This is a genomic window from Pseudomonas sp. VE 267-6A, from assembly GCF_024126555.1.
GTDB lineage: Bacteria > Pseudomonadota > Gammaproteobacteria > Pseudomonadales > Pseudomonadaceae > Aquipseudomonas > Aquipseudomonas palmensis.
Window position 1 is genome coordinate 55,845 of sequence record NZ_JAMYBY010000005.1, and the last position, 21,042, is coordinate 76,886.

Here is a 21,042-nt window from a genome sequence, read left to right on the forward strand (position 1 = left end):
ACTGCCCTGACCCGATGGGCCAATAAGCTGGCTGGCAATGCAACACCCGCCATCGAATCTCGCCTCTAGACTGACCGGCAGCAGAGCACACCCATGTGCCGAGGTGATTGCAATGACCGCCGCCAACCCTTTGCCCGACAACGCGCTGCCCCCAGGAAGTTGCAGCCCCGAACCAGGACCTGCGTGATGCCCCTCGCCGAGATTCCCTTGAGTGTCTGGCGTACCCGTGGTCGCAGTTTCACGTTTCGCCAGCAATCGATTCGCTACTGGAGCGCAGGGCAGGGCGAGCCCCTGCTTCTGCTGCACGGCTTCCCCACCGCCAGCTGGGACTGGCACTACCTGTGGCAACCCCTGGCCCAGCGCTTTCGCGTGATCGCCTGCGACATGCTCGGCTTCGGTGACTCGTCCAAGCCGTTGCACCACACCTACAGCCTGCTGGAACAGGCAGACGTACAGCAGGCCCTGCTCGAACACTTGCAGGTTCAGGAGCCGGTGCACCTGCTGGCCCATGACTATGGCGCCACGGTGGCCCAGGAACTGCTGGCCCGTCACCACGAGGGGGCGGCCCAGGTGGCCAGTTGCGCGTTTCTCAACGCCGGCCTGTTCCCGGAGTGCCACCGTGCGTTGCTGGTGCACAAGCTCCTGCTCAGCCGGCTTGGCTGGCTGGTGGCGCGCTCGTTCGGGCGCGACGACCTGGTCAGGAATGTCACCCACCTCTATGGCCGCAGCACACGCCCCAGTGAAAGCGTGCTGGATGACTGCTGGAGCCTGATCGCCTCCAACCGCGGCAATCGCATCCTGCACAAGCTGGCAGCCTATGTACCCGAGCGCGTCACCTGGCGCGAGCGCTGGGTGGCGGCCTTGCAGCAGTCAGGCGTACCGCTGCGCCTTATCAATGGCGCCGCCGACCCGGTATCGGGTGCGCATGTGGTGGCGCGCTACTGCGAACTGGTGCCCCAACCCGACACCGTGACCCTGCAGGGCATCGGCCATTATCCGCACACCGAGGCACCGGTACAGGTGCTGCGCCACTACCTGGCATTTCGGCAGCAACCCCTGCCAAGCCTGGCGCACAAGGTCGCCTGGTCCTGATCATCCCGCTGCCTTATTGCCTGCCATTCAGCGTCCGCCCGGTTGATTGTCCGGGGCCGGGCGCTGGCTGACACTGGCTGCCATATTCCTTGCAGTTAACGGAGTGCCGAGATGACCGAGTCGATTCGCCTGGATGAAAAAGTAGTGATTGTGACCGGCGCTGGCGGGGGCCTCGGGCGTGCCCATGCGCTGCTGTTCGCCCGTCATGGTGCCCACGTGGTGGTCAACGACCTGGGAGGCTCCACCCATGGTGAAGGCGCCAGCGCATCGGCGGCCGACCGCGTGGTGGCCGAGATTCGCGAGGCGGGCGGCACGGCGGTGGCCAGCCATGACTCGGTCACCGATGGCGAGCGTATCGTCCAGCAGGCGCTGGACACCTTCGGCCGCGTGGATGTGCTGGTCAACAACGCCGGCATCCTGCGGGACAAGACCTTTCACAAGATGGAGGACAGCGACTGGGACCAGGTGTACCGCGTGCATGTGGAGGGTGCCTACAAGCTCACCCGCGCCGCCTGGCCGCACCTGCGCGAGCAGAACGCGGGGCGGGTGATCTTCACCTCGTCCACCTCGGGCATCTATGGCAATTTCGGCCAGGCCAACTACGGCATGGCCAAGCTGGGCCTGTACGGGCTGACCCGCACCCTGGCGCTCGAGGGGCGCAAGCACGGCATCCTGGTCAATGCCATCGCCCCCACCGGTGGCACGCGCATGACCGAGGGGCTGATTCCGCCGCAGGTGTTCGAACAGCTCAAGCCCGAGCTGATCAGCCCGCTGGTGGTGTACCTGGGCAGTGATCGCTGCCAGGACACCGGCGGGCTCTACGAGGTCGGTGGCGGCTGGGTGGGCAAGGTGCGCTGGGAACGCAGCCTGGGGGTGGGCTTCGACCCGCGCCAGGGCATGAGCGTGGAAGACATCGCCGCAAGTTGGGATGCCATCGGCGATTTCGAGGGCGCGGTGCACCCGCAGGACAGCCTCGAGGCGTTGCAGCAGATGATGGCCAATCTGCACAGGCACGCAGGCTGAACCGGGCAGCACAAATAAAAAAGGCCGCTGCAAAAGCAGCGGCCAAGCAAGACGTAGATCAAGGAGCTTCAAAATCAACGTCGGTGAACCTGAAGGGGGAGGGTTCAACGTGTCAGGTGGTTACTCTAGGGGGAGAGGATTAACCTGACATTAACCGCCAAACCATCGGCCCAGCGCCTGGCGAAACCGCGTTTCGCTGCAAGCCCGGCCAGCATAGCCAGCCCCCCTACCGAAAAAAATAGACGTTTCGGACATTCACTGTTGCAAAGTGGGTAACAGTGCACCAAAACAGGTCACTGTGGCTCATAGCCCATGCGCCAGCTGATTGCCTGCGCCGCCGCCTGCAGCTGCTGCGCCGCCGGGCCCTGTTCATCGGCATGGAAAATCGAGGTAGGGCCCACCACGGTCAGCACGGCAGCGATGTTGCCCATGGCGTTGAACACCGGTGCCGACAGCGCATCCACCCCCGGCATCAGCAGGCCATGCACATGGTGCAGGCCGCGTGCGCGGATCTGCGCAAACAGCGCTTCGTAGTCTGCGGCGTCCTGGCCCAGGGCAAGCAGTTCCTGGTCGCGCAACTCGATGGTCTCGCGCTGGGGCAGGTAGGCCCCGAACACCAGCCCGGTGGACGAACTGAGCAACGGCAGCACCGAACCGATCTGCGTCACCACCGTCACGGCGCGCACCGCAGGTTCGATGTTCACCACCGTTGCGCCCTGGTTGCCCCACACCGCGATAAAGCAGCTTTCATTGAGCGCGTCACGCAGCTGTGACAACGGCATGGCCGCCACTTTCAGCACGTCCATCCCGCCCAGCGCGGCCAGGCCCACGCGCAGGGCTTCACGGCCCAGCCCGTAGTGGTTGGTGGCCGGGTTCTGCTCGGCAAAGCCGCTGGCGATCAGGGCCTGCAGGTAGCGATGCACCTTGCTCGCGGGCATCTGCACATGCTCGGCCAGGCGCGACAGCGAGGTGGCCGGCGAGAGCTGGGCCAGCGCCTTGAGAATGTCGGTACCGACCTCCGCCGAGCGGACCTTCTGTTTGCCGTTGTTGTCGGCGGTGCTGGTTTTGCTCATGGGAAAGGGGTCCGTGTTGACAGGTGGGCGTCTTTATAGCTTGACGGGTTACAGGTATCAAATTACGTTATGCGTAATCAGTTTACGATAATAATAACGCTACCTGACTGGAGGCTCGATGAACGTCGATTCCACTCCCGCCCTCGCTTACCAGAGCGGCTTCGGCAACGAATTTGCCAGCGAGGCATTGCCCGGCGCCCTGCCGGTTGGCCAGAACTCCCCGCAAAAAGCCCCGTATGGCCTGTATGCCGAGCTGTTTTCCGGCACCGCATTCACCATGGCGCGCAGCGAGCAGCGGCGTACCTGGCTGTACCGTATCCGGCCATCGGCACTGCACCCGGCATTCGAACGCCTCGAGCGCCAGTTGAGCGGCGGCCCGCTGGGCCCGGTAACCCCCAACCGGCTGCGCTGGAGCCCGCTGGACATCCCGGCCGAGCCCACCGACTTCATCGACGGCTGGGTAGCCATGGCGGCCAACTCGGCGGCGCAAAAGCCGGCCGGCATCAGCATCTACAACTACCGCGCCAACCGTTCCATGGAGCGGGTGTTCTTCAACGCCGATGGCGAACTGCTGCTGGTCCCCGAGCAGGGCCGCCTGCGCCTCGTCACCGAGCTGGGCGTGCTGGACGTGGAGCCGCTGGAAATCGCCGTGCTGCCCCGTGGCCTGAAGTTTCGCGTCGAGCTGCTCGACAGTCAGGCGCGTGGCTACATTGCCGAAAACCACGGCGCGCCGCTGCGCATTCCGGACCTGGGCCCGCTGGGCAGCAACGGCCTGGCCAACCCGCGCGACTTCCTCGCGCCGGTGGCCCACTACGAAGAGCAACAGGGCCCGGTGCCGCTGGTACAGAAGTTCCTCGGCGAGCTGTGGGGCTGCGAACTGCAGCACTCGCCGCTGGACGTGGTGGCCTGGCACGGCAACAACGTGCCGTACAAATACGACCTGCGCCGTTTCAACACCATCGGCACGGTCAGCTTCGATCATCCCGACCCGTCGATCTTCACCGTGCTCACTTCGCCTACCAGCGTACCGGGCATGGCCAACATCGATTTCGTGATTTTCCCGCCGCGCTGGATGGTGGCCGAGAACACCTTCCGTCCACCGTGGTTCCACCGCAACCTGATGAACGAGTTCATGGGGTTGATCAAGGGCGAGTACGACGCCAAGGCCGAAGGCTTCCTGCCCGGCGGCGCCTCGCTGCACAGCTGCATGAGCGCCCACGGCCCGGATGCCGAAACCTGCGCCAGGGCGATTGCCGCCGACCTTGCACCGAGCAAGATCGACAACACCATGGCGTTCATGTTCGAGACCAGCCAGGTGCTGCGCCCGACCCGCCATGCGCTTGAATGCCCGCAACTGCAGGCCGACTACGACACGTGCTGGGCCACCTTGCCGAGCACCTTCACCCCGAATCGGAGATAACCATGAACCAGTCCGCCATTGCCCGCAGTTGGGTCGAGCACGCCAACGGGCATAGCGATTTCCCGCTGCAGAACCTGCCGCTGGGTATCTTCAGCCGTGGCAGCGACGAGCGTCGCTGCGGTGTGGCCATCGGTGACGCGATTCTGGACCTCGACGCGGTGCTGGCCGCCGGGCTGTTCGACGGCCAGGCCCGCCATGCGGTGCAGGCCACCCGCGGTGGTGCGCTGAACGCCTATTTCGCCCTGGGCCGTGAGGCCCGCGTGGCCCTGCGCGAGCGCCTGCTCGAACTGCTGGGTGCCGACAGCCCGCACCAGGCTGCGCTGAAGCCGGCCCTGTACCCGGCCGCCGAGTGCCAGTTGCACCTGCCGGCGCGCATCGGCGACTACACCGACTTCTATGTAGGCATCGAGCACGCCAAGAACGTCGGCAAGCTGTTCCGCCCCGACAACCCGCTGCTGCACAACTACAAGTACGTGCCGATCGGCTACCACGGCCGTGCCTCGACCATTCGCCCGTCGGGTACCGATGTCCGTCGGCCCAACGGCCAGACCCTGCCCGCCGGGCAAACCGAGCCGAGCTTCGGCCCGTGCGCGCGGCTGGACTACGAACTGGAGCTGGGCATCTGGATCGGCCAGGGCAATGCCATGGGCGATGCCATCCCGGTAGCGCAGGCAGGCGAACACGTTGCCGGCTACTGCCTGCTCAACGACTGGTCGGCCCGCGACATCCAGGCCTGGGAATACCAGCCGCTGGGCCCGTTCTTGTCCAAGAGCTTCATCTCCACCGTGTCGCCCTGGGTGGTCACCGCCGAGGCGCTGGAGCCGTTCCGCTGTGCCCAGCCGGCACGCCCCGAAGGCGATCCGCAGCCGCTGGCGTACCTGCTCGACCCGCGTGACCAGGCGGGTGGCGCGTTCGACATCGAGCTGGAAGTGCTGCTGCTGACCGAGCGCATGCGCGAGCAGAACCTGCCGGCGCATCGCCTGACCCTGAGCAACACCCTGAGCATGTACTGGACCGTGGCGCAGATGGTTGCGCACCACAGTGTCAACGGCTGCCAGTTGCAGCCAGGCGACCTGTTCGGTTCGGGCACCCTGTCGGGCGCCAAGCCTGGCCAGTTCGGCAGCCTGCTGGAGATTACCGAGGGCGGCAAGGTGCCGATCGAACTGGCCAGTGGCGAGGTGCGCAGGTTCCTCGAAGACGGCGACGAGATCATCCTGCGCGCGCGCTGCAAGCGTGATGGCGTGGCGTCGATCGGTTTTGGCGAGTGCCGCGGCAAGATTCTGCCGGCACATTGAGAGGGTACGAGCATGGAACTGTATACCTACTACCGTTCTACCTCGTCGTACCGCGTGCGCATTGCGCTGGCGCTCAAGCAGCTGGATTACCAGTCGCTGCCGGTCAACCTGCTCAAGGGCGCGCAGCGCGAGGCCGAGTTCCTGGGGCTGAACCCCCAGGGGCGCATCCCGGCGCTGCGTATCGACTCGGGCGAGCTGCTGGTGCAGTCGCCGGCGATCATCGAGTACCTGGAGGAGGTTTATCCACAGCCTGCGCTGTTGCCGCAGTCGCCGGTGGCGCGGGCGCAGGCGCGCGCCGTGGCGGCGTTGATCGGTTGCGACATCCACCCGCTGCACAATGTCAGCGTGCTCAATCAGCTGCGTGAGCTGGGGCATGACGACACCCAGGTGAACGCCTGGATCGGCCACTGGATCACCCAGGGGCTGGCGGCGGTGGAGCAGATGATCGGCGAGGCGGGGTTCTGTTTCGGCGATGAGCCGGGGCTGGCGGATGTGTACCTGATCCCGCAGGTGTATGCGGCCGAACGGTTCAATGTGGACCTGTCGGGCTGGCCACGGATTCGCCGTGTGGTGGCGCTGGCCGGTGAGCATGATGCGTTCGTGCAGGCGCACCCTTCGCGTCAGCCGGATGCCCCCTGATGGCCCATTCGCCGGCCAGGCCGGCTCCTGCAGGCGCTGCGCGGCCCGTGTAGGAGCCGGCCTGGCCGGCGAAGCTTTCAGTGCACCGAAGGCGTCGGCGGCGGCAGGTGGCTCAGCCGCTCGGTCAGGCGCAACCGCTGGATCGGGTCATCCGTCAGCATCAGCGCATGCTCCAGGTCAAACCGCTCTGCCTGCGGGCAATCCAGCCGCTGATACAGTGTCGCCCGCGCCAGGTAATCGCTGGCGCTGGCCGAGCCCAGCAACAACACCCGCTCGGCATCCTTCAGCGCCGCAAGGTCATCATCATTGCTCGCATGCAACTGACGCAGGTTGCGCGACAGTCGTTGCAGCATCTGCTGTGCGCTGGCCGTCACCAGATGCTCGGCGCTCAACGGCAACTGCGGGCCGAACTGGCGGCTGAGCAACTCGCGACAATCGGCCGGGTACAACCGGCGCCCGCCGCAGGGGTCCAGCAGGTGATCGGCCCCCGGCACGCGCAACAGGAAATGCCCCGGAAAATTCACCCCCTCCAGTGGTATCGACAGCCCGCGGGCCAGCTCCAGCGTGAGGATCGCCAGTGCCAGTGGTTGTCCGCGACGACGTTGCAGCACCTTGTTCAGCAGCGCCGCCTGCGGGCGCAATGGGTGATATTCGTCCTGCTGGAAGCCCGCCGCGCTGAGCGCCCGCAGCAACGGCTGCGCCAGTTCGCTCACCGGCAGCATGGGCAGGCTCTGGCTGACCTGCTGCTGCACGAGCTGCAATTCGCCCAGCACCTGGGCCGGCTGCACGCTGGCATCGTGTTCGGCAGCGATCCACAGCGCCGCCTCGAACAGGGCGGCGGGGTTGCGTTCCAGGCAGGCCAGGCAGGCTTGGCGTGGGGTCATGGCAGTCTCCGCTCAAGCTTCTGTTGTAGCGCCGGCAGGGGCGTTCGTCCAGTGCCGCAACGTGTGCCTTCGCGCCGCCTATACTGGTGGGAGCACTGACTCACGAGGGCTGGGCAATGTTCGCTCTCATGCAAAGCACGCGCACCCACTCACTGCACCTGTGCGTCGACCCGGCCACGGGCCTCAAGGCGGTGATCGCCATTCACAACCAGCGGCTGGGCCCGGCCATGGGCGGTTGTCGCTATCTGCCTTACCCGGACGACGACACCGCAATGACCGATGCCATTCGCCTGGCCCAGGGCATGAGCTACAAGGCTGCCCTGGCGGGCCTGCCGCTGGGCGGCGGCAAGGCGGTGATCATCCGCAACCCCCATGTGGAAAACCGCGCCGCGCTGTTCGAGGCCTTCGGGCGCTTCGTCGACAGCCTGGAGGGGCGCTACATCACCGCGACCGATAGCGGCACCTCGACCCTGGACATGGACTGCATCGCCCAGAGCACCCGGCACGTCACCAGTACCACCACCGCCGGCGACCCTTCGCCGCATTCGGCCATGGGCGTGTTCGCCGGCATCCGCGCCACGGCGATGGCGCGCCTGGGCACCGACAACCTGGAAGGGTTGCGCGTGGCTGTGCAGGGGTTGGGGAATGTCGGGTTTGCCCTGGCCGAGCAGTTGCATGCGGCGGGGGCGGTACTGCTGGTCAGCGACCATGACCCGGGGCGGGTGCAACTGGCCATGGAGCAGTTGAATGCGCTGCCGGTGGCCAGCGAAGCGCTGGTCAGCACGCCTTGCGACATCTTTGCGCCGTGCGGGCTGGGCCCGGTGCTCAACAGCCAGAGCGTCATGCAGCTGCGCTGTGCCGCGGTGGCCGGCTCGGCGAACAACCAGCTGACCCACCTTCAGGTCGCCGACCAGCTCGAAACCCGCGGCATTCTGTATGCCCCGGACTACATCATCAATTCCGGCGGGCTGATCTACGTGGCGCTGACCCACCAGGGCCAGGACCTTGGCACCATCACTGCGCACCTGGCGCGCATTCCCACGCGGCTGACCGAGGTCTTCGCCCACGCCCAGGCCGAGAAGAGCTCGCCGGCCCGCGTGGCCCAGCAACTGGCCGAGAAGCTGGTGTACAACGCCTGATGCCTACTCGGCGGGCTGCTCGGCAAGCAGCTCGGACAACGCGTCGGGCTGGCTCTTGAAGGCCTTGGCGAACACATCGCGGTTCTTCGCCATGTAGATACCCGCTTCCTCGACCTGCTGTTCGCTCAGCGACGGCACGGCCTTCTGCAGCACCTCGGCGAGCAGTTCGGCCAGCTCGAGCATCTTGTCGTGACGGTCTGCTTCAGCTTTATCCATGAACAAGCGCTCCAGATCGCGGCTGCTGCGGTATACCACTTCGACGGCCATTCATCACCTCACATGCCTTTCGATAATTGATGTGTACGAGTACTGTGTTTTTATACAGGTAAAAGCATAAGGCAAACCACCACGTTTGGGTAGTGGCATTTTTATAGCCCAATTTGCTCGCAATGGTGGGGTGGCGGGTGTCTTGCGGCAATCGGTCGCCTTCTCAAGCTGTGCCGCTGGCCTTTTTACTGCATGCAGGCAAAGCGTCACCTGGGTGGCGCATCCTCCCTTCGTCGTTTCCAAGGAATTCGCATCGTGAACATCAAATGGGCTGAAAAAGTGCGCAAGGGCCTGCATGGCTCGGCGGATTCGCTGGGCAACCTGTGCGTGGAGGCCTTTCATTACCTGGCACTGTTCGGCATCGGTGCCATCACCGCCTATGCGGCGGTGTCGGCATTCATCGAGATGATCGGCAAGGGTGGGGTGAGCGTCGATGACATCCTGCTGCTGTTCATCTACCTGGAGCTGGGGGCGATGGTGGGGATCTACTTCAAGACCAACCACATGCCCATCCGCTTCCTGCTGTACGTGGCGATCACCGCGCTTACGCGCCTGCTGATCGGCGATGTGTCGCACCACAAGGCCCCCGACGTGGGCCTGCTGTATGTGTGCGGCGGGATCCTGCTGCTGTCGTTCTCGATCCTGGTGGTGCGCTACGCCTCGTCGCGCTACCCCTCCACCAAGGCCATCGACGCCAGCGGCAAGGAAATCGAAGAGGCCAAGTAGCCTTGGCTCACGCCCCCGCGCGGCGCTCGCTGGCGGCGCGCAGGCCCGGGGTGCGTGCACCGTCGCGGGTCATGCTGGCCAGAATCTCCATGGCGCTGTGGCCCTGCTCGATGGCAATGCCAAAGCGCACGCTCTCGATCAGGCGCGCCAGGCGCTTGGGGTCATTGCGCTGGGCCGGGCTGATCAGGCGCTTGGCCACCACGCCCTGATCGTCGGACAGGGTCAGCATGATGCTGCCATCGAGCCGCTCGATACTCAGGTTGACCCGGTAGGTGTCGGCAAATGCAGTGTTGATCTGTTGGAAGGGGTTGACCATGGGGCTGTACCTGGCAAAGACATGTTCTGATTGACCGGGCCCTGGCCAGGTTGGTTCAGGTGGCGTTGCGAGGCAGGTGCCGAGTGGTCAATAAAAAAGGCGAGCCGTGGCTCGCCTTCTTTCATTGCCTAGGCTGTCAGGCCTGACGGGCCTGCAGGGCTTGCTCGTTCTCCAGGAATTCTTCCTGCAGCAGGGCATCGGCTGCCGGGGCGGTTGCGACCTTCTGGGTCACGCCGCGTTTGCCGCGCAGTTTGCCGAACAGGTGCTCGAGGGAATGCTCGAGTTTGGTCGCGGCGCCTTCGATGGCCTGCTCCAGGCTATCGGCCTTGTGGCTGACGGAAATCGGTTGATGGCCTTTGGGGCGTGCCTCCATCTGGCAGCGCATGTCGTGGGGGCCTGGCTTGTCGCCGTTCTCATCGCGCAGGTGGACTTCGATGCGGGTGAGGTCTTCTTCGTAGCGTTCGAGCGTGCTTTCTACCGTAGTGCGTACCCACTCTTCGAGACGGGCACTGCTTTGGATATGGTTGTCGCTGTTGACTTGGATTTGCATAGTTCAATCCCTTATTCAGCTAGCTCGCAAGAGAACGATGCGGGCCATTGCGGCCTGTGGAAATCATCGCCTCTTGACTACAAGGTCAGGCAGTTGGCAGAACTTTTCAAGTGCTTGAAGAAGAAAAATATTTTGTGGCAATTAAACACGTGAAAGGTTGTCTGGGGGTGTCCTGAGTCAATGCGCGACCCCCCGGCAAGGTGCGCTCCTGTAGGAGCCGGCCTTGCCGGCGAAGCAGGCGCTACCGATCAGAAAGCGACCGATGTCTGCAGATAGACCGTCCGTGGCTCACCCACATACTTGCCCTTGTTGTTGTCGTCGAACGAGCGCGTGAAGTACTGGTGGTTGAAGATGTTCTTCACCCCCACCGCCACGTTCAGGTTCGACAGCTGCGGCCCGAAGTCATAGCCGGCGCGGCTGCTGAACAGCATGTAGCCCGGGATGCGCCCGGCCGCGCCGTCTGCGCTTTGGGCCGAGGTGTTGGCGTTGTCGGCGAACTGGTTGCTCTGGTAGGTGCTGTCCAGGTTCAGCTTCCACGGCCCATCGGTGTAACCCAGCCCCAGCGTGCCCTTGTGCCTGGAGGAGAACGGCACACGATTGCCCTTGTTCGGCCCATCTTCGCGGATGGTCGCGTCAACGAAGGCATAGCTGGCGTACACATCGAACCCGGCCAGCGCCGGCGTGAGGCCGTCCAGCGCGTACTTCACGCTCGTTTCCAGGCCCTGGTGGCGGGTTTCACCACGGGCGATCACGTCGTCGGTGGTCTGGTTGCTTTCGTACTGGTTGTCGAAATTGATCAGGAACAGCCCGGCCTCGGCCTGCAGGTTGCCGTTGTCGTAGCGCGTGCCCAGCTCCCAGGTGCGGGCCTTCTCGGGCTTCACTTCACCCTGGTTCACGCGGTTGGGCATCTGGCTGTACTGCACGCTGCCGAACGAACCCTCGGTGTTGGCGTAGAGGTTCCAGCTGTCGCTCAGGTGGTACATCACGTTCAGCGCCGGCAAAGCGGTGTTGTAGTCGCCCTTGTATTCCAGGCCCTTGAGCTTGTTGCTCTGCTGCGACTTGATCATCTCGTAGCGGATACCCGGGGTGATGGTCCACTGGCCGATGTCGATGCGGTCATCCAGAAACAGCGCATGGGCATCGGTGCCGCCACGGGTGTCGCGGTCGTTGGGGCTGGAGGTGGTCGGCAACTGGCCAGCGCTGACGCTCTCCATGTAGCGCAGCTCGTGCCCGGCCTCGTTGATGTAGCGGTAGCCAAGGCCTACCTCGTGGTGGCTGTCGCCCAGCGCAAAGCCCTGGGTGAAACGGGTTTCGATGCCGCGCACCCAGTACTCGCGCGGCGACAGCGAGATCGACCTGTTCTGCACCAGGTAGCCACTGCGCAGGGTCTTGGTGAAGAAGCTGTTGACGCTGAACTGGCGCTCACCTTCCTTGTAGTCGTAACCGGCGTTGAACATCGTGCGCCGGCCCCAGAACTTGTCCTGCAGGCGGGTCGACTGGTACGGGTCGGCGTCGTAGTCGGCCATGTTGAGGCCGCCGGGCATCTGCGCCTCGCCCTCGTAGTACTGCGCCATGGCATGCAGGCTGTTGGCCTCGTCCAGTTGCAGCTTGCCCTTGAGGATCAGGTCGTCGATCTGCGTGTCACTGTGCTCGCGCCAGTCGCCACCGCGAGTGCCCGAATACAGGATCGCGCCGCCCAGGCCGTTGTCGGCGGTACCGCCGGCCAGCAGGTTGGCGCTGCTCTTGAAACCGTCGTGGCTGGAGGAGGGGCTGGTCTGGGTCTGCAGGCCGGCCTTCAGCGTGGGTTCGTCGGGGATCGCGCGGGTCACGAAGTTGACGATGCCGCCCACGTTCTGCGGCCCGTAGCGCACGGCGCCGCCGCCGCGTACCACGTCCACTGCGTCCATGTTGCCCAGGCTGATCGGCGCGAACGACAGCTGTGGCTGGCCATAGGGCGCAAACGGCACCGGAATGCCGTCCATCAGCACCGTTGAGCGCGAGGCCAGGCGCGGGTTGAGCCCGCGGATGCCGAAGTTCAGCGCCATGTCGTGGCTGCCGGTGCCGTTGTTTTCCGGCGCATTCACCCCGGGTATGCGGTTGAGCACTTCCCGTGCGCTGCTGGCGCCGGTGCGTTCGAACTCTTCACGGCGGATCACGTCCCGTGCGCCGGGGTGTTCGAACACGTTGTCCTGGGTGGCTTCACCCAGCCAGTCGCCGACCACGCTGGAGCTGCCCAGCTCCAGCGGCGCGCCGGCGGCCGGGGCCAGCGGTTGCAGGCTGTAGGCGTTGTCGCCTTCGGCGCGGGCCTGCAGGCCGGTGCCTTCAAGCAGCGCGGCCAGGCCCTGTGCAGTGGAATACTCGCCTTCCAGGCCACGGCTTTTCACGCCCTGGGTCACCTGCGAGCCGAACGAGATCAGCACGCCGCTTTCACGCCCGAACTGGTTCAGGGCGTCTTCCAGCGACATCGGGGCGATGTGGTAGGTGCGTGCCTGGGCGGCGTGCAGGGGCGCAACGGCGCCGAAGGTGAGGCTGGCGCCCAGCAGCAGGGCATGGGCGAGGGGGCTTAGGCGAAGCGGCATGCAAAGGGTCCTTGAGAAGGTCGGGGCAAAGAGTTCTGCCTTCTCTGTCACGCGAGATGAAAAAACGGCTCAAGGTTCTGAAAATAATCTCAGGCGCGGGCTTCTACCGTGACCCAGTAGCGGGTGAAGCGCCGCACGCGCACCGGCAGCGACACCTCCAGCAGGTCCAGGATGCGTTCGCTGTCGGCCAGCGGGTAGCTGCCCGACAGCAACAGGTCGGCCACCGCCGGATCGCACGTGAGCTGGCCGCGACGGTAGCGGGCCAGGTCGTCGATGAAGTACCCCAGGCGCGTATGCGCAGCCACCAGCATGCCGTCGACCCAGGCGCCGGTGTTGGCATCCACCGCATGGGTGGCGCCCCAGCGTGGCCCGTCGAAACGCGCCTGCTGCCCGGCTTCAAGCGCATGCCCGGCAAGCATCGCCCGGCCCTGCAGCACCGCCACCTGGCTGTGGTCGGCCCACTGGCGCACGTTGAAGCGCCCGCTCGACAGCTGCAGCAGGCCGTTGCCGGTCACCACGCGCAGGGGGCGGGGGTCGTCGGCCACATTGAGCAGCAGTTCGCCTTCGAGCAGGTGGATCAGCCGCTGTTCGCGGTCCAGGCGCACGTCGGCGGCGCTGGCAGTGTTCAGGTGCAGGTGCGTGCCGTCGTCCAGGCGCATCTGGCGGCGCTGGCCCAGCGGGCTGCGGTAGTCGGCCAGCAGGGGCGGCAGCGGGTTGTGCTGCTGCAGGGCCAGCCCGCAGGCGCCGCCCACCCCGAGTAGCAACAGCGCCTTGAGCGCGCGTCGCCGGCTGGCCGAGCGTGGCGCCTGCAGGGCGGCGTGCGCCAGTGGCGAAGACAGCCCGCGCAGGCGCTGATTGACCCGCTGTATGTGTTCCCAGGCGCGACGGTGTTCTTCGCTGGCCTGCAGCCAGTGCTCCATGGCCAGTTGCTGGCGGCTGTCGAGGGCACCGCCCTGCAGTTCGATCAGCCAGTGCACCGCCTGTTCTGCCACCTTTGGCGAGAATTCCTGGGCGTTCACAGGGCGAAGTAGCAGCGCATGGCCGCCTTGTTCAGATGGCGCTTCACGGTGGCCAGCGAAATGCCCAGCTGCCGGGCGATGTCGGCGTAGCCCAGGCCGTCGACCTGGGCCATCAGGAAGGCGCGCTTGACCACCACGGGCAGGCCGTCGAGCAGCCGGTCGAGTTCGATCAGGGTTTCCAGAATGATCGCGCGATGTTCTTCGCAAGGCGCCACCGCTTCGGGTAGCTGGGCCAGTGCCTGGTAGTAGGCGCGTTCCAGGTCCTGGCGGCGGTAGTGGTTGAACAGCACGCGCTTGGCCACCGTGGTGAGGAAGGCGCGAGGTTCGTTGAGCGTTGGTGTTTCGCGCGCCTGCAGCAGGCGCATGAAGGTGTCCTGGGCCAGGTCGGCGGCGCTGTGCGGGCAGCCCAGGCGCTGTCGCAGCCAGCTGGTGAGCCAGTTGTGATGGGCGCTGTAGAGGCCTTCGAGCGAAGCAGGGGCGGGCTGGGCACTGGGCACCGTGACAACTCCGGCGCCGGGGGATGCGCAAAAGAATAAGAATTGTTCGCATTGTAGGATTTGACGCCACAGGCTTCAAGTCACCCGCTGCAAGCGGCCATACCACCGATCTGCTTCTTCATGGCCGGTTGAAGCGGTGTCTTTGCATCTGCGAATATTAATCATTAATATTACGCCCCTCCTCACACTGGACCCGCTGTCATGAAAAGCAAAGCCGCCGGGCTGCCCTTCAGTTATCGCCTGGCCGTGACCTCGCGCAGCCTCGCGGCGCTGCTCGGCGGTTACCTGCTGGCGGCCATGGCCAGCGTGTGCATCACCTTGTTGCTGCCCATGCCCAAGGCCGACGCGGTCGTCACCGGCATGATGCTGTCGTTTCTGTTCTACCTGGTGGCGATCCTCTGGTGCTTCGCCTGTCGCAGCGCCTGGCATGCCTGGCTCGGGGTGCTGCTGCCCGGCGCCGCGCTGGCCGCCATCAACGGCCTGGCCTACTGGATGCAAACCCCATGAAAGAAGGCTTTCGCCAGGCCATGGCCTGGCTGCACACCTGGGCCGGGCTGATCTTCGGCTGGCTGCTGTTCGCGATCTTCCTCACCGGCACGCTGTCGTACTTCAAGAGCGAAATCAGCCACTGGACCCAGCCGGAGATCCCGTACCGCACCCTCGACACCACCGCCAGCCTGAGCCTGGCGCAGCGCTACCTGCAAACCAACGCCGCCGATGCCGGCAGTTGGTTCATCCAGTTGCCCGAAGCGCGCGACCCGACCCTGCGCGTGGGCTGGCGTGCACCCGGCGCTGGCCGGCGCGATTTCAACGAAAAGATCCTCGACCCCGCCACCGGCAATCAACTGCACCCGCGCGACAGCAGCGGCGGCGAGTTCTTCTACCGCTTCCACTTCCAGTTGCAGATGCCCTACCCGTGGGGCCGCTGGCTGTCGACCTTCTGCGCGCTGATGATGCTGGTGGGGCTGGTCACCGGCATCATCACCCACAAGAAGATCTTCAAGGAGTTCTTCACCTTCCGCCCCGGCAAGGGCCAGCGTTCCTGGCTCGACGGCCACAACGCGATCGGCGTGCTGGTGCTGCCGTTCCACCTGATGATCAGCTACAGCAGCCTGGTGATCTTCATGGCCATGGTGATGCCGGCCAGCATCAGCACGATGTATGGCGACAACCTCCAGGCCTATTACAACGAGCTGTTTTCGCGCGACGAGCCGGTCAAGCCGGCGGGCACCCCGGCACCGCTGGTGCCGTTGGCGCAGCTGTATGCCCAGGCGCGCCAGCAGGCGCCCGGCAGCGAGGTCAGCTGGGTCGAGGTGCAGAACCCCGGTGACCTCAACGCAAGGGTGCGCCTGGTGCGTGCCAGCAACGAGGGCATCGCCCAGAACCGCGGCGCCGGCTGGCTGTTCGACGGCGTGCAGGGCACCCCGCTCAAGGCCCCGGGCGAGCAGAGCACACCGTTGGTGATTGCCGCCGGCATGTACGGCCTGCACATGGGCCACTTCGCCGGCCCGACGCTGCGCTGGCTGTACTTCGTGTTCGGCCTGGCCGGCACTGCCGTGATCGGCACGGGGCTGGTGATGTGGCTGGGCAAGCGCCAGCTCAAGCACGCCAAGAGCGGCACCCAGCCCTTCGAACTGCGTCTGGTCGAGGTGCTCAACATCGCCAGCATGAGCGGGCTGATCCTCGCCGTGGCGGCGTTCTTCTGGGCCAACCGCCTGTTGCCGGTGGCCCTTGAAGGACGTGCCGATCTTGAGGTCGACAGCTTCTTTGCCGTCTGGGGCCTGGCCCTGCTGCACGCACTGTTGCGCCCCGGGCGCCGCGCCTGGGGCGAGCAACTGCTGCTGGGCGCGGTACTGTTCGCCGCCTTGCCGGTGCTCAACGCCCTGACCACCGGCACCGGCCTGCTGCCTGCGATCGCCCAGGGCGACTGGATGATTGCCGGGTTCGACCTCACGGCGCTGGGCTGTGGCCTGCTGCTGGCCTGGATGGCGCGCAAGATGCTGCGCCCGCAGGTGTTGGCGCCCAAGCGCGCGGCACGCACGCCCAGGGCCGCACCGCTGATCGAAAGCGAGGTGCAGTGATGCTGGCCATCGCATTGTTCGGTTTTGCCGCAGTGGCGGCGTTGTGCCTGGCCATGGAACGCCATTACACCGACCTGCTGGGGCACAAGCCCACGCCCCGCCGCCTGCGTGGCCTGCGCATGGGCGGCTGGTTGCTGATCGCCGTGGCACTGGGGCTGGCGGTGCGTCACAGCGGCTGGGCCATGGGCCTGGTGGAGCTGAGCGCGGTAGTGATGGGCGGCTTGTGCGCGTGGGTGTTCGTCCTTCCCTACGCCCCGCGCCTGCTGCTGGGCCTGGCCGCGGCCAGCCTGGTGCTGGCGCCGCTGGCACTGCTGGCGCCGTACTGAAACGATGAGCGAGCCGCTCGACAGCCACGACGACGCCCCGGGCCGCGCACGTTTTGTACAGGTGTTCGTGGCCCAGCGTGCGCGCATGGAGCGCCTGGTCAGCCGCCGCGTGGGCTGTCGGGCCACCGCCGCCGACCTGGTGCAGGAACTGTTCCTGCGCTTCTGGCGTCGCCCGCAGGTCGAGGTCGAGGCGCTGGACACCTACCTGCTGCGCTGCGCCGGCAATATCGCCATCGACCACCTGCGCAGCCAAGGCGCCCGCGAGCGGGTCAACGACAGCCTGCTGGCGCCGCATCAAGACAGCCATGCCAGCGAGCCCGAGGCCGCGCTGGAGGCCGGCAGCGACCTGCGTCGGATCGAGGCTGCCCTGCGCGAGCTGCCCGAGCGCACCCGCCAGATCTTCCTGCTCAACCGTATCCATGGCCGCACCTATGCCGACATTGCGCGGGCCATGGGCCTGTCCCAAAGCGCCGTGGAAAAACATATGATGCGTGCCCTCGAGGCCTGCAAGGCGAGTATCGCCGCCGAGCCTGCCGTGCCCCGCAAGCCAGGGAATGCCCCGCGATGAACGCTCCAGCCCCACCTACCGCCGAACAGCAGCAGGCCGCGCTCGCCTGGCTCGGCCAGATCAACCAGCAGCCCGCGCGTGCCGAGGGCGCCGCGTTCAAGCGCTGGTTGCTGGCCGACCCTGCGCACCCGCAGGCCTGGCGCCAGGCCCAGGCGCTGTGGCAGCAGACCGCCGCGCCTGCAGCACGCCTGGCCGCCGAAGACGCCCCGGCACTGGACGCCTACCTGCGCGCGATGGACCGGCCCCGGCGCCGTTGGCCGGCCCGTGTGGCCGGGTTGGCACTGGCTGCCAGCGTGGTGCTGGGCGTGGCGATGGGGGCGGGCTGGCACCCGGCCAACTGGGTCGATGACCTGGGCGCCGATTACGTGGCCGCGGTGGGCGAGCTCAAGGCCGTGACCCTGGCCGACCGGTCGCACCTGCTGCTGGATGCCGACAGCGCCATCGACGTGGACTTCAGCGGTGGGCAGCGTCGCGTGCAGGTGCGGCGCGGCGCGGTGTTCTTCGAGGTCACGCATACCGGTGCGCCGTTCACCGTGCAGGCCGATGGCGGCGAGGTGCGGGTGATGGGTACCCGGTTCGAGGTGCGTCGCCAGCCCCAGGGCACCACCGTTACCGTGCTGTCGGGCAAGGTCGGGGTCACGCCGGCGCCGGGGCAGGCGCAGCAGGTGCTCACGGCCGGCCAGCAGGTGGAGTACGCCCAGGGCCTGGCCGGTGCAGTGCAGGGCGTGGACAGCGAGAACCGCCTGGCCTGGCGCCAGGGCTGGCTCAACTACTACCAGGCGCCGCTGGCGCAGGTGGTCGACGACCTGGCGCGGCATTACCCCGGGCGCATCCTGCTGCTGGACGACGCCCTGGCGGCGCGCAAGGTCAGCGGCAGCTTCCCCGCCGCCGACCCGCTGGCGGCGCTGGACGCCCTGGGGGCGGTGGCCGGCTTCCAGCGCAAGACCCTGCTCGGGCGGGTCACGCTGCTGCGCTGAAAAATATTTTCACGGCCCGGTGAGGTAAGTACGTGCGGCAACCGTGTAGTGATTGAAAGTGCGATTCATTCGCATGAAACAGGTTCACTCACAGGTCGACGGCATGAAGTTCAGGGCAAAATCATCGTTGGTGCGTTGCATTTCAATCGGGCTTGGGGCGGCAGCGTGGCTGCCGCTGGGGGCGGGCGTGAGCCAGGCGGTGGCAGCGCAGCAGGTCGAGCAGGTGTACCGCTTTGCCCAGCCCAGCAAACCCTTGCCCCAGGCGCTCAACGACTTCAGCCGGGTCACCGGGTTGAGCGTGGTCTACACCGTCGAGCTGCCCGGCCTTGCCGCGCCGGCCCTGACGGGCACGTTCAGTGCCGAGCAGGCCCTGCAGCGCCTGCTGGGCAACAGCGGCTTCACCTACCGCCGCGTGAATGCTCGCACCCTCACCGTCGAACCGCTGGCCCAGGCCGGTGCACTCAACCTCGAGCCCACCACGGTCTCGTCCCAGCAGGACAGCGTCGGCAGCTACCAGCCGCCGGCCACCAGCGCGATCATGCGCAGCCAGGTGCCGAACCTGGAGATCCCCCAGGCCATCAACGTGGTGCCGGCCCAGGTGCTCGCCGACCAGGCGCCGCGCAACCTCGACGATGCGCTGAGCAACGTCAGCGGCATCACCCAGGGCAACAACTTCGGCGCCACCGCCGACACCGTGATGAAGCGCGGCTTCGGCGACAACCGCGACGGCTCGATCATGCGTGACGGCATGCCGCTGGTGCAGGGGCGCAGCCTCAATGCCAGCACCGAGCGGGTCGAAGTGCTCAAGGGCCCGGCCTCGCTGCTGTACGGCATCCAGGACCCGGGCGGGGTGATCAACGTGGTCAGCAAGCGCCCGCAACTGCAGCGCTACAACGCCGTGAACCTGCGCGGTTCCAGCTTTGGCAGCGGCAAGAACGGCAGCGGTGGCGGGCTCGACAGTACCGGCGCGCTGGGCGACAGCAACTTCGCCTACCGCCTGGTGCTCGACCACGAGGACGAAGACTACTGGCGCAACTTCGGCACCCACCGCGAGACGCTGGTGGCGCCGTCGCTGGCCTGGTTCGGTGAAGATACCCAGGTGCAGCTGGCCTATGAGCACCGCGAGTTCCTGTACCCGTTCGACCGCGGCACGGCCATCGACCCACGCACCAACCACCCGCTGAACATCCCCAGCACACGTCGGCTGGACGAGCCCTTCAACAACATGGAAGGGCGCTCGGACCTGTACCGCCTGGAGGTCGACCATCAGCTTGCCGATGACTGGAAACTCCACTTCGGCTACAGCTTCAACCGCGAAACCTACGATGCCAGCCAGGTGCGCGTCACTGCGGTTGACCCTGCCAAGGGCACCCTCACGCGCAACCTGGACGGCACCCGTGGCGCCCTGAGCAGCGACCGCTTCGCCACCGTCAGCCTGGACGGCAAGCTGCAACTGGCAGGCATGCAGCACGACGTGCTGGTGGGGGTGGATGACGAGTACCGCAAGGTGTTTCGTGCCGACCTGATTCGCGGCGCCCGCAACACCTTCGATTACCTGAACCCGGTGTACGGCCAGGTCCAGCCCGGCACCGCCGTGCGCGACAGCGACAGCGACCAGACCGACAAGCTGCGCAGCAACGCGTTGTTCTTCCAGGACTCGATCCACCTCGACGAGCACTGGATTCTGGTGGCCGGTGCGCGCTATCAGCAGTTCGACCAGTACGCCGGTCGCGGCCGGCCGTTCAAGGCCAATACCGACAACAGCGGCCAGGCCTGGGTGCCGCGTGCGGGGCTGGTGTACAAGGTCGACGACACGCTGTCGTTCTATGGCAGCTACACCGAGTCGTTCAAGCCCAACTCCAGCATCGCGCCGATGACCGGTGGCCTGGTGCTGGATTCCTCGATTGCCCCCGAAGAGGGCAAGTCGTGGGAGCTGGGGGCCAAGCTCGACCTGCCGGGGGCGATCACCGGCAGCGTGGCGTTGTTCGACATCACCAAGCAGAACGTGCTGGTGGCCAATTTCGACACGGCCACCGGCGACACCCTGTACAGCAGCGCCGGCGAAGTGAAGTCGCGCGGCCTGGAGATGGACCTCACCGGGCAGGTGAGCGAGCGCTGGAGCCTGATCGGCAGCTATGCCTTCACCGACGCCCAAGTGTCCCAGGACCCCAAGCTCAAGGGCAACCGCCTGCAGAACGTGGCGCGGCATACCGGGTCGTTGTCGGCGGTGTATGACGTGGGCAGCCTGTTCGGTGGTGATCGCCTGCGGGTCGGCGCCGGGGCGCGCTATGTGGGCGAGCGGGCCGGCAACGCGGAGAACGATTTCGACCTGCCGGCGTACACCGTGGCGGATGCGTTCGCCAGTTATGAAACCCGGCTGGATGAGCACAAGGTGCGCTTTCAGCTGAACGTGAAGAACCTGTTCGACAAGACCTACTACAGCTCGGCGGTGAACCGCTACTTCGTGGCAGTGGGGGATGCGCGGCAGGTGAGCCTGTCGAGTACGCTGGAGTTCTGAGAGCACAGGAAGAACACCCACCGTGAGGGCGGTGGGGGCCCTGTGGGAGCGGG

The 21,042-nt window shown here is 66.1% G+C and carries 21 protein-coding genes; 13 read left to right on the plus strand and 8 right to left on the minus strand.

Annotated features, from left to right (window positions below):
• The first annotated feature begins 186 nt into the window (after positions 1 to 186).
• Positions 187 to 1,092, plus strand: coding sequence for an alpha/beta fold hydrolase (locus NJH59_RS06915; RefSeq protein WP_043860421.1), 906 nt, complete (start codon positions 187 to 189; stop codon positions 1,090 to 1,092).
• 111 nt (positions 1,093 to 1,203) lie between these two features.
• Positions 1,204 to 2,115: an SDR family oxidoreductase gene (locus tag NJH59_RS06920; protein ID WP_054914880.1), complete on the plus strand. Its 912-nt coding sequence runs from the start codon at positions 1,204 to 1,206 to the stop codon at positions 2,113 to 2,115.
• Positions 2,116 to 2,408: 293 nt separating this feature from the next.
• On the opposite strand, the gene NJH59_RS06925 is transcribed toward NJH59_RS06920, so the two are convergent.
• Positions 2,409 to 3,188, minus strand: a complete 780-nt coding sequence (locus NJH59_RS06925) for an IclR family transcriptional regulator (RefSeq protein ID WP_253086571.1) — start codon at positions 3,186 to 3,188, stop codon at positions 2,409 to 2,411.
• Between the two features lie 118 nt (positions 3,189 to 3,306).
• Here NJH59_RS06925 and hmgA point away from each other — a divergent pair, with 118 nt between their 5' ends.
• The 3 genes from hmgA to maiA are packed head-to-tail and all read left to right on the plus strand — an operon-like array spanning position 3,307 to position 6,542.
• On the plus strand, positions 3,307 to 4,608 hold the full coding sequence (hmgA, locus tag NJH59_RS06930) for a homogentisate 1,2-dioxygenase (protein WP_043860418.1): 1,302 nt from the start codon (positions 3,307 to 3,309) through the stop codon (positions 4,606 to 4,608).
• A gap of 2 nt (positions 4,609 to 4,610) precedes the next feature.
• Positions 4,611 to 5,903 (plus strand): fumarylacetoacetase, encoded by a 1,293-nt coding sequence (fahA, locus tag NJH59_RS06935; RefSeq protein WP_253086572.1) that lies wholly within the window; start codon positions 4,611 to 4,613, stop codon positions 5,901 to 5,903.
• Between the two features lie 12 nt (positions 5,904 to 5,915).
• Positions 5,916 to 6,542, plus strand: a complete 627-nt coding sequence (gene maiA, locus NJH59_RS06940) for a maleylacetoacetate isomerase (protein ID WP_253086573.1) — start codon at positions 5,916 to 5,918, stop codon at positions 6,540 to 6,542.
• A gap of 77 nt (positions 6,543 to 6,619) precedes the next feature.
• On the opposite strand, the gene NJH59_RS06945 is transcribed toward maiA, so the two are convergent.
• Positions 6,620 to 7,426 (minus strand): tetratricopeptide repeat protein, encoded by an 807-nt coding sequence (locus NJH59_RS06945; protein WP_043860415.1) that lies wholly within the window; start codon positions 7,424 to 7,426, stop codon positions 6,620 to 6,622.
• A gap of 116 nt (positions 7,427 to 7,542) precedes the next feature.
• Here NJH59_RS06945 and NJH59_RS06950 point away from each other — a divergent pair, with 116 nt between their 5' ends.
• On the plus strand, positions 7,543 to 8,565 hold the full coding sequence (locus NJH59_RS06950) for a Glu/Leu/Phe/Val dehydrogenase dimerization domain-containing protein (protein WP_054914877.1): 1,023 nt from the start codon (positions 7,543 to 7,545) through the stop codon (positions 8,563 to 8,565).
• A gap of 3 nt (positions 8,566 to 8,568) precedes the next feature.
• Here the strand turns inward: NJH59_RS06950 and NJH59_RS06955 are convergent, their stop codons facing one another.
• Entirely contained in the window at positions 8,569 to 8,832 is a 264-nt protein-coding gene (locus NJH59_RS06955; protein ID WP_043860413.1) for a YebG family protein, read from the minus strand.
• Positions 8,833 to 9,087: 255 nt separating this feature from the next.
• Here NJH59_RS06955 and NJH59_RS06960 point away from each other — a divergent pair, with 255 nt between their 5' ends.
• A complete protein-coding gene (locus NJH59_RS06960; RefSeq protein WP_043860412.1) occupies positions 9,088 to 9,558 on the plus strand; it encodes a phosphate-starvation-inducible PsiE family protein in 471 nt (156 codons plus the stop codon).
• A 7-nt stretch (positions 9,559 to 9,565) separates the two neighbouring features.
• On the opposite strand, the gene NJH59_RS06965 is transcribed toward NJH59_RS06960, so the two are convergent.
• The 5 genes from NJH59_RS06965 to NJH59_RS06985 all read right to left on the minus strand — a co-directional run bounded on the left by NJH59_RS06965 (position 9,566) and on the right by NJH59_RS06985 (position 14,519).
• Positions 9,566 to 9,874: a DUF3509 domain-containing protein gene (locus NJH59_RS06965; RefSeq protein WP_253086574.1), complete on the minus strand. Its 309-nt coding sequence runs from the start codon at positions 9,872 to 9,874 to the stop codon at positions 9,566 to 9,568.
• 136 nt (positions 9,875 to 10,010) lie between these two features.
• On the minus strand, positions 10,011 to 10,424 hold the full coding sequence (locus NJH59_RS06970; RefSeq protein WP_043860410.1) for an HPF/RaiA family ribosome-associated protein: 414 nt from the start codon (positions 10,422 to 10,424) through the stop codon (positions 10,011 to 10,013).
• A 248-nt stretch (positions 10,425 to 10,672) separates the two neighbouring features.
• Positions 10,673 to 13,003 (minus strand): TonB-dependent Fe(3+) dicitrate receptor FecA, encoded by a 2,331-nt coding sequence (gene fecA / locus NJH59_RS06975; RefSeq protein WP_253086575.1) that lies wholly within the window; start codon positions 13,001 to 13,003, stop codon positions 10,673 to 10,675.
• Between the two features lie 89 nt (positions 13,004 to 13,092).
• Entirely contained in the window at positions 13,093 to 14,022 is a 930-nt protein-coding gene (locus tag NJH59_RS06980; RefSeq protein ID WP_253086576.1) for a FecR family protein, read from the minus strand.
• Entirely contained in the window at positions 14,019 to 14,519 is a 501-nt protein-coding gene (locus NJH59_RS06985; protein WP_253086577.1) for a sigma-70 family RNA polymerase sigma factor, read from the minus strand. The genes NJH59_RS06980 and NJH59_RS06985 overlap by 4 nt, the downstream gene beginning before the upstream one ends.
• A gap of 201 nt (positions 14,520 to 14,720) precedes the next feature.
• On the opposite strand from NJH59_RS06985, the gene NJH59_RS06990 reads away from it, so the two are divergent.
• From NJH59_RS06990 to NJH59_RS07015, 6 genes are all read left to right on the plus strand, one after another.
• Positions 14,721 to 15,026 carry a DUF3649 domain-containing protein gene (locus NJH59_RS06990; RefSeq protein ID WP_043859706.1) on the plus strand — a complete coding sequence of 102 codons (306 nt, stop codon included), beginning with the start codon at positions 14,721 to 14,723 and terminating at the stop codon, positions 15,024 to 15,026.
• Positions 15,023 to 16,600: a PepSY domain-containing protein gene (locus tag NJH59_RS06995; RefSeq protein WP_253086578.1), complete on the plus strand. Its 1,578-nt coding sequence runs from the start codon at positions 15,023 to 15,025 to the stop codon at positions 16,598 to 16,600. Before NJH59_RS06990 ends, NJH59_RS06995 begins: the two co-directional genes overlap by 4 nt.
• Positions 16,600 to 16,926, plus strand: a complete 327-nt coding sequence (locus tag NJH59_RS07000) for a DUF3325 domain-containing protein (RefSeq protein WP_043859708.1) — start codon at positions 16,600 to 16,602, stop codon at positions 16,924 to 16,926. The genes NJH59_RS06995 and NJH59_RS07000 overlap by 1 nt, the downstream gene beginning before the upstream one ends.
• 4 nt (positions 16,927 to 16,930) lie before the next feature.
• Positions 16,931 to 17,494 (plus strand): RNA polymerase sigma factor, encoded by a 564-nt coding sequence (locus tag NJH59_RS07005; RefSeq protein ID WP_100633479.1) that lies wholly within the window; start codon positions 16,931 to 16,933, stop codon positions 17,492 to 17,494.
• Positions 17,491 to 18,471: a FecR domain-containing protein gene (locus NJH59_RS07010; protein ID WP_253086579.1), complete on the plus strand. Its 981-nt coding sequence runs from the start codon at positions 17,491 to 17,493 to the stop codon at positions 18,469 to 18,471. The genes NJH59_RS07005 and NJH59_RS07010 overlap by 4 nt, the downstream gene beginning before the upstream one ends.
• A gap of 103 nt (positions 18,472 to 18,574) precedes the next feature.
• On the plus strand, positions 18,575 to 20,989 hold the full coding sequence (locus NJH59_RS07015) for a TonB-dependent receptor (protein ID WP_253086580.1): 2,415 nt from the start codon (positions 18,575 to 18,577) through the stop codon (positions 20,987 to 20,989).
• Positions 20,990 to 21,042: the final 53 nt, after the last annotated feature.

What these genes read in the sequence shown, in the direction of transcription:
- NJH59_RS06915 (WP_043860421.1), top strand. Translation starts at nt 187, where the DNA reads ATGCCCCTCGCCGAGATTCCCTTGAGTGTCTGGCGTACCCGTGGTCGC.
- NJH59_RS06920 (WP_054914880.1), top strand. Translation starts at nt 1,204, where the DNA reads ATGACCGAGTCGATTCGCCTGGATGAAAAAGTAGTGATTGTGACCGGC.
- NJH59_RS06925 (WP_253086571.1), bottom strand. Translation starts at nt 3,188, where the DNA reads ATGAGCAAAACCAGCACCGCCGACAACAACGGCAAACAGAAGGTCCGC.
- hmgA (WP_043860418.1), top strand. Translation starts at nt 3,307, where the DNA reads ATGAACGTCGATTCCACTCCCGCCCTCGCTTACCAGAGCGGCTTCGGC.
- fahA (WP_253086572.1), top strand. Translation starts at nt 4,611, where the DNA reads ATGAACCAGTCCGCCATTGCCCGCAGTTGGGTCGAGCACGCCAACGGG.
- maiA (WP_253086573.1), top strand. Translation starts at nt 5,916, where the DNA reads ATGGAACTGTATACCTACTACCGTTCTACCTCGTCGTACCGCGTGCGC.
- NJH59_RS06945 (WP_043860415.1), bottom strand. Translation starts at nt 7,426, where the DNA reads ATGACCCCACGCCAAGCCTGCCTGGCCTGCCTGGAACGCAACCCCGCC.
- NJH59_RS06950 (WP_054914877.1), top strand. Translation starts at nt 7,543, where the DNA reads ATGTTCGCTCTCATGCAAAGCACGCGCACCCACTCACTGCACCTGTGC.
- NJH59_RS06955 (WP_043860413.1), bottom strand. Translation starts at nt 8,832, where the DNA reads ATGGCCGTCGAAGTGGTATACCGCAGCAGCCGCGATCTGGAGCGCTTG.
- NJH59_RS06965 (WP_253086574.1), bottom strand. Translation starts at nt 9,874, where the DNA reads ATGGTCAACCCCTTCCAACAGATCAACACTGCATTTGCCGACACCTAC.
- NJH59_RS06970 (WP_043860410.1), bottom strand. Translation starts at nt 10,424, where the DNA reads ATGCAAATCCAAGTCAACAGCGACAACCATATCCAAAGCAGTGCCCGT.
- fecA (WP_253086575.1), bottom strand. Translation starts at nt 13,003, where the DNA reads ATGCCGCTTCGCCTAAGCCCCCTCGCCCATGCCCTGCTGCTGGGCGCC.
- NJH59_RS06990 (WP_043859706.1), top strand. Translation starts at nt 14,721, where the DNA reads ATGAAAAGCAAAGCCGCCGGGCTGCCCTTCAGTTATCGCCTGGCCGTG.
- NJH59_RS06995 (WP_253086578.1), top strand. Translation starts at nt 15,023, where the DNA reads ATGAAAGAAGGCTTTCGCCAGGCCATGGCCTGGCTGCACACCTGGGCC.
- NJH59_RS07000 (WP_043859708.1), top strand. Translation starts at nt 16,600, where the DNA reads ATGCTGGCCATCGCATTGTTCGGTTTTGCCGCAGTGGCGGCGTTGTGC.
- NJH59_RS07005 (WP_100633479.1), top strand. Translation starts at nt 16,931, where the DNA reads ATGAGCGAGCCGCTCGACAGCCACGACGACGCCCCGGGCCGCGCACGT.
- NJH59_RS07010 (WP_253086579.1), top strand. Translation starts at nt 17,491, where the DNA reads ATGAACGCTCCAGCCCCACCTACCGCCGAACAGCAGCAGGCCGCGCTC.
- NJH59_RS07015 (WP_253086580.1), top strand. Translation starts at nt 18,575, where the DNA reads ATGAAGTTCAGGGCAAAATCATCGTTGGTGCGTTGCATTTCAATCGGG.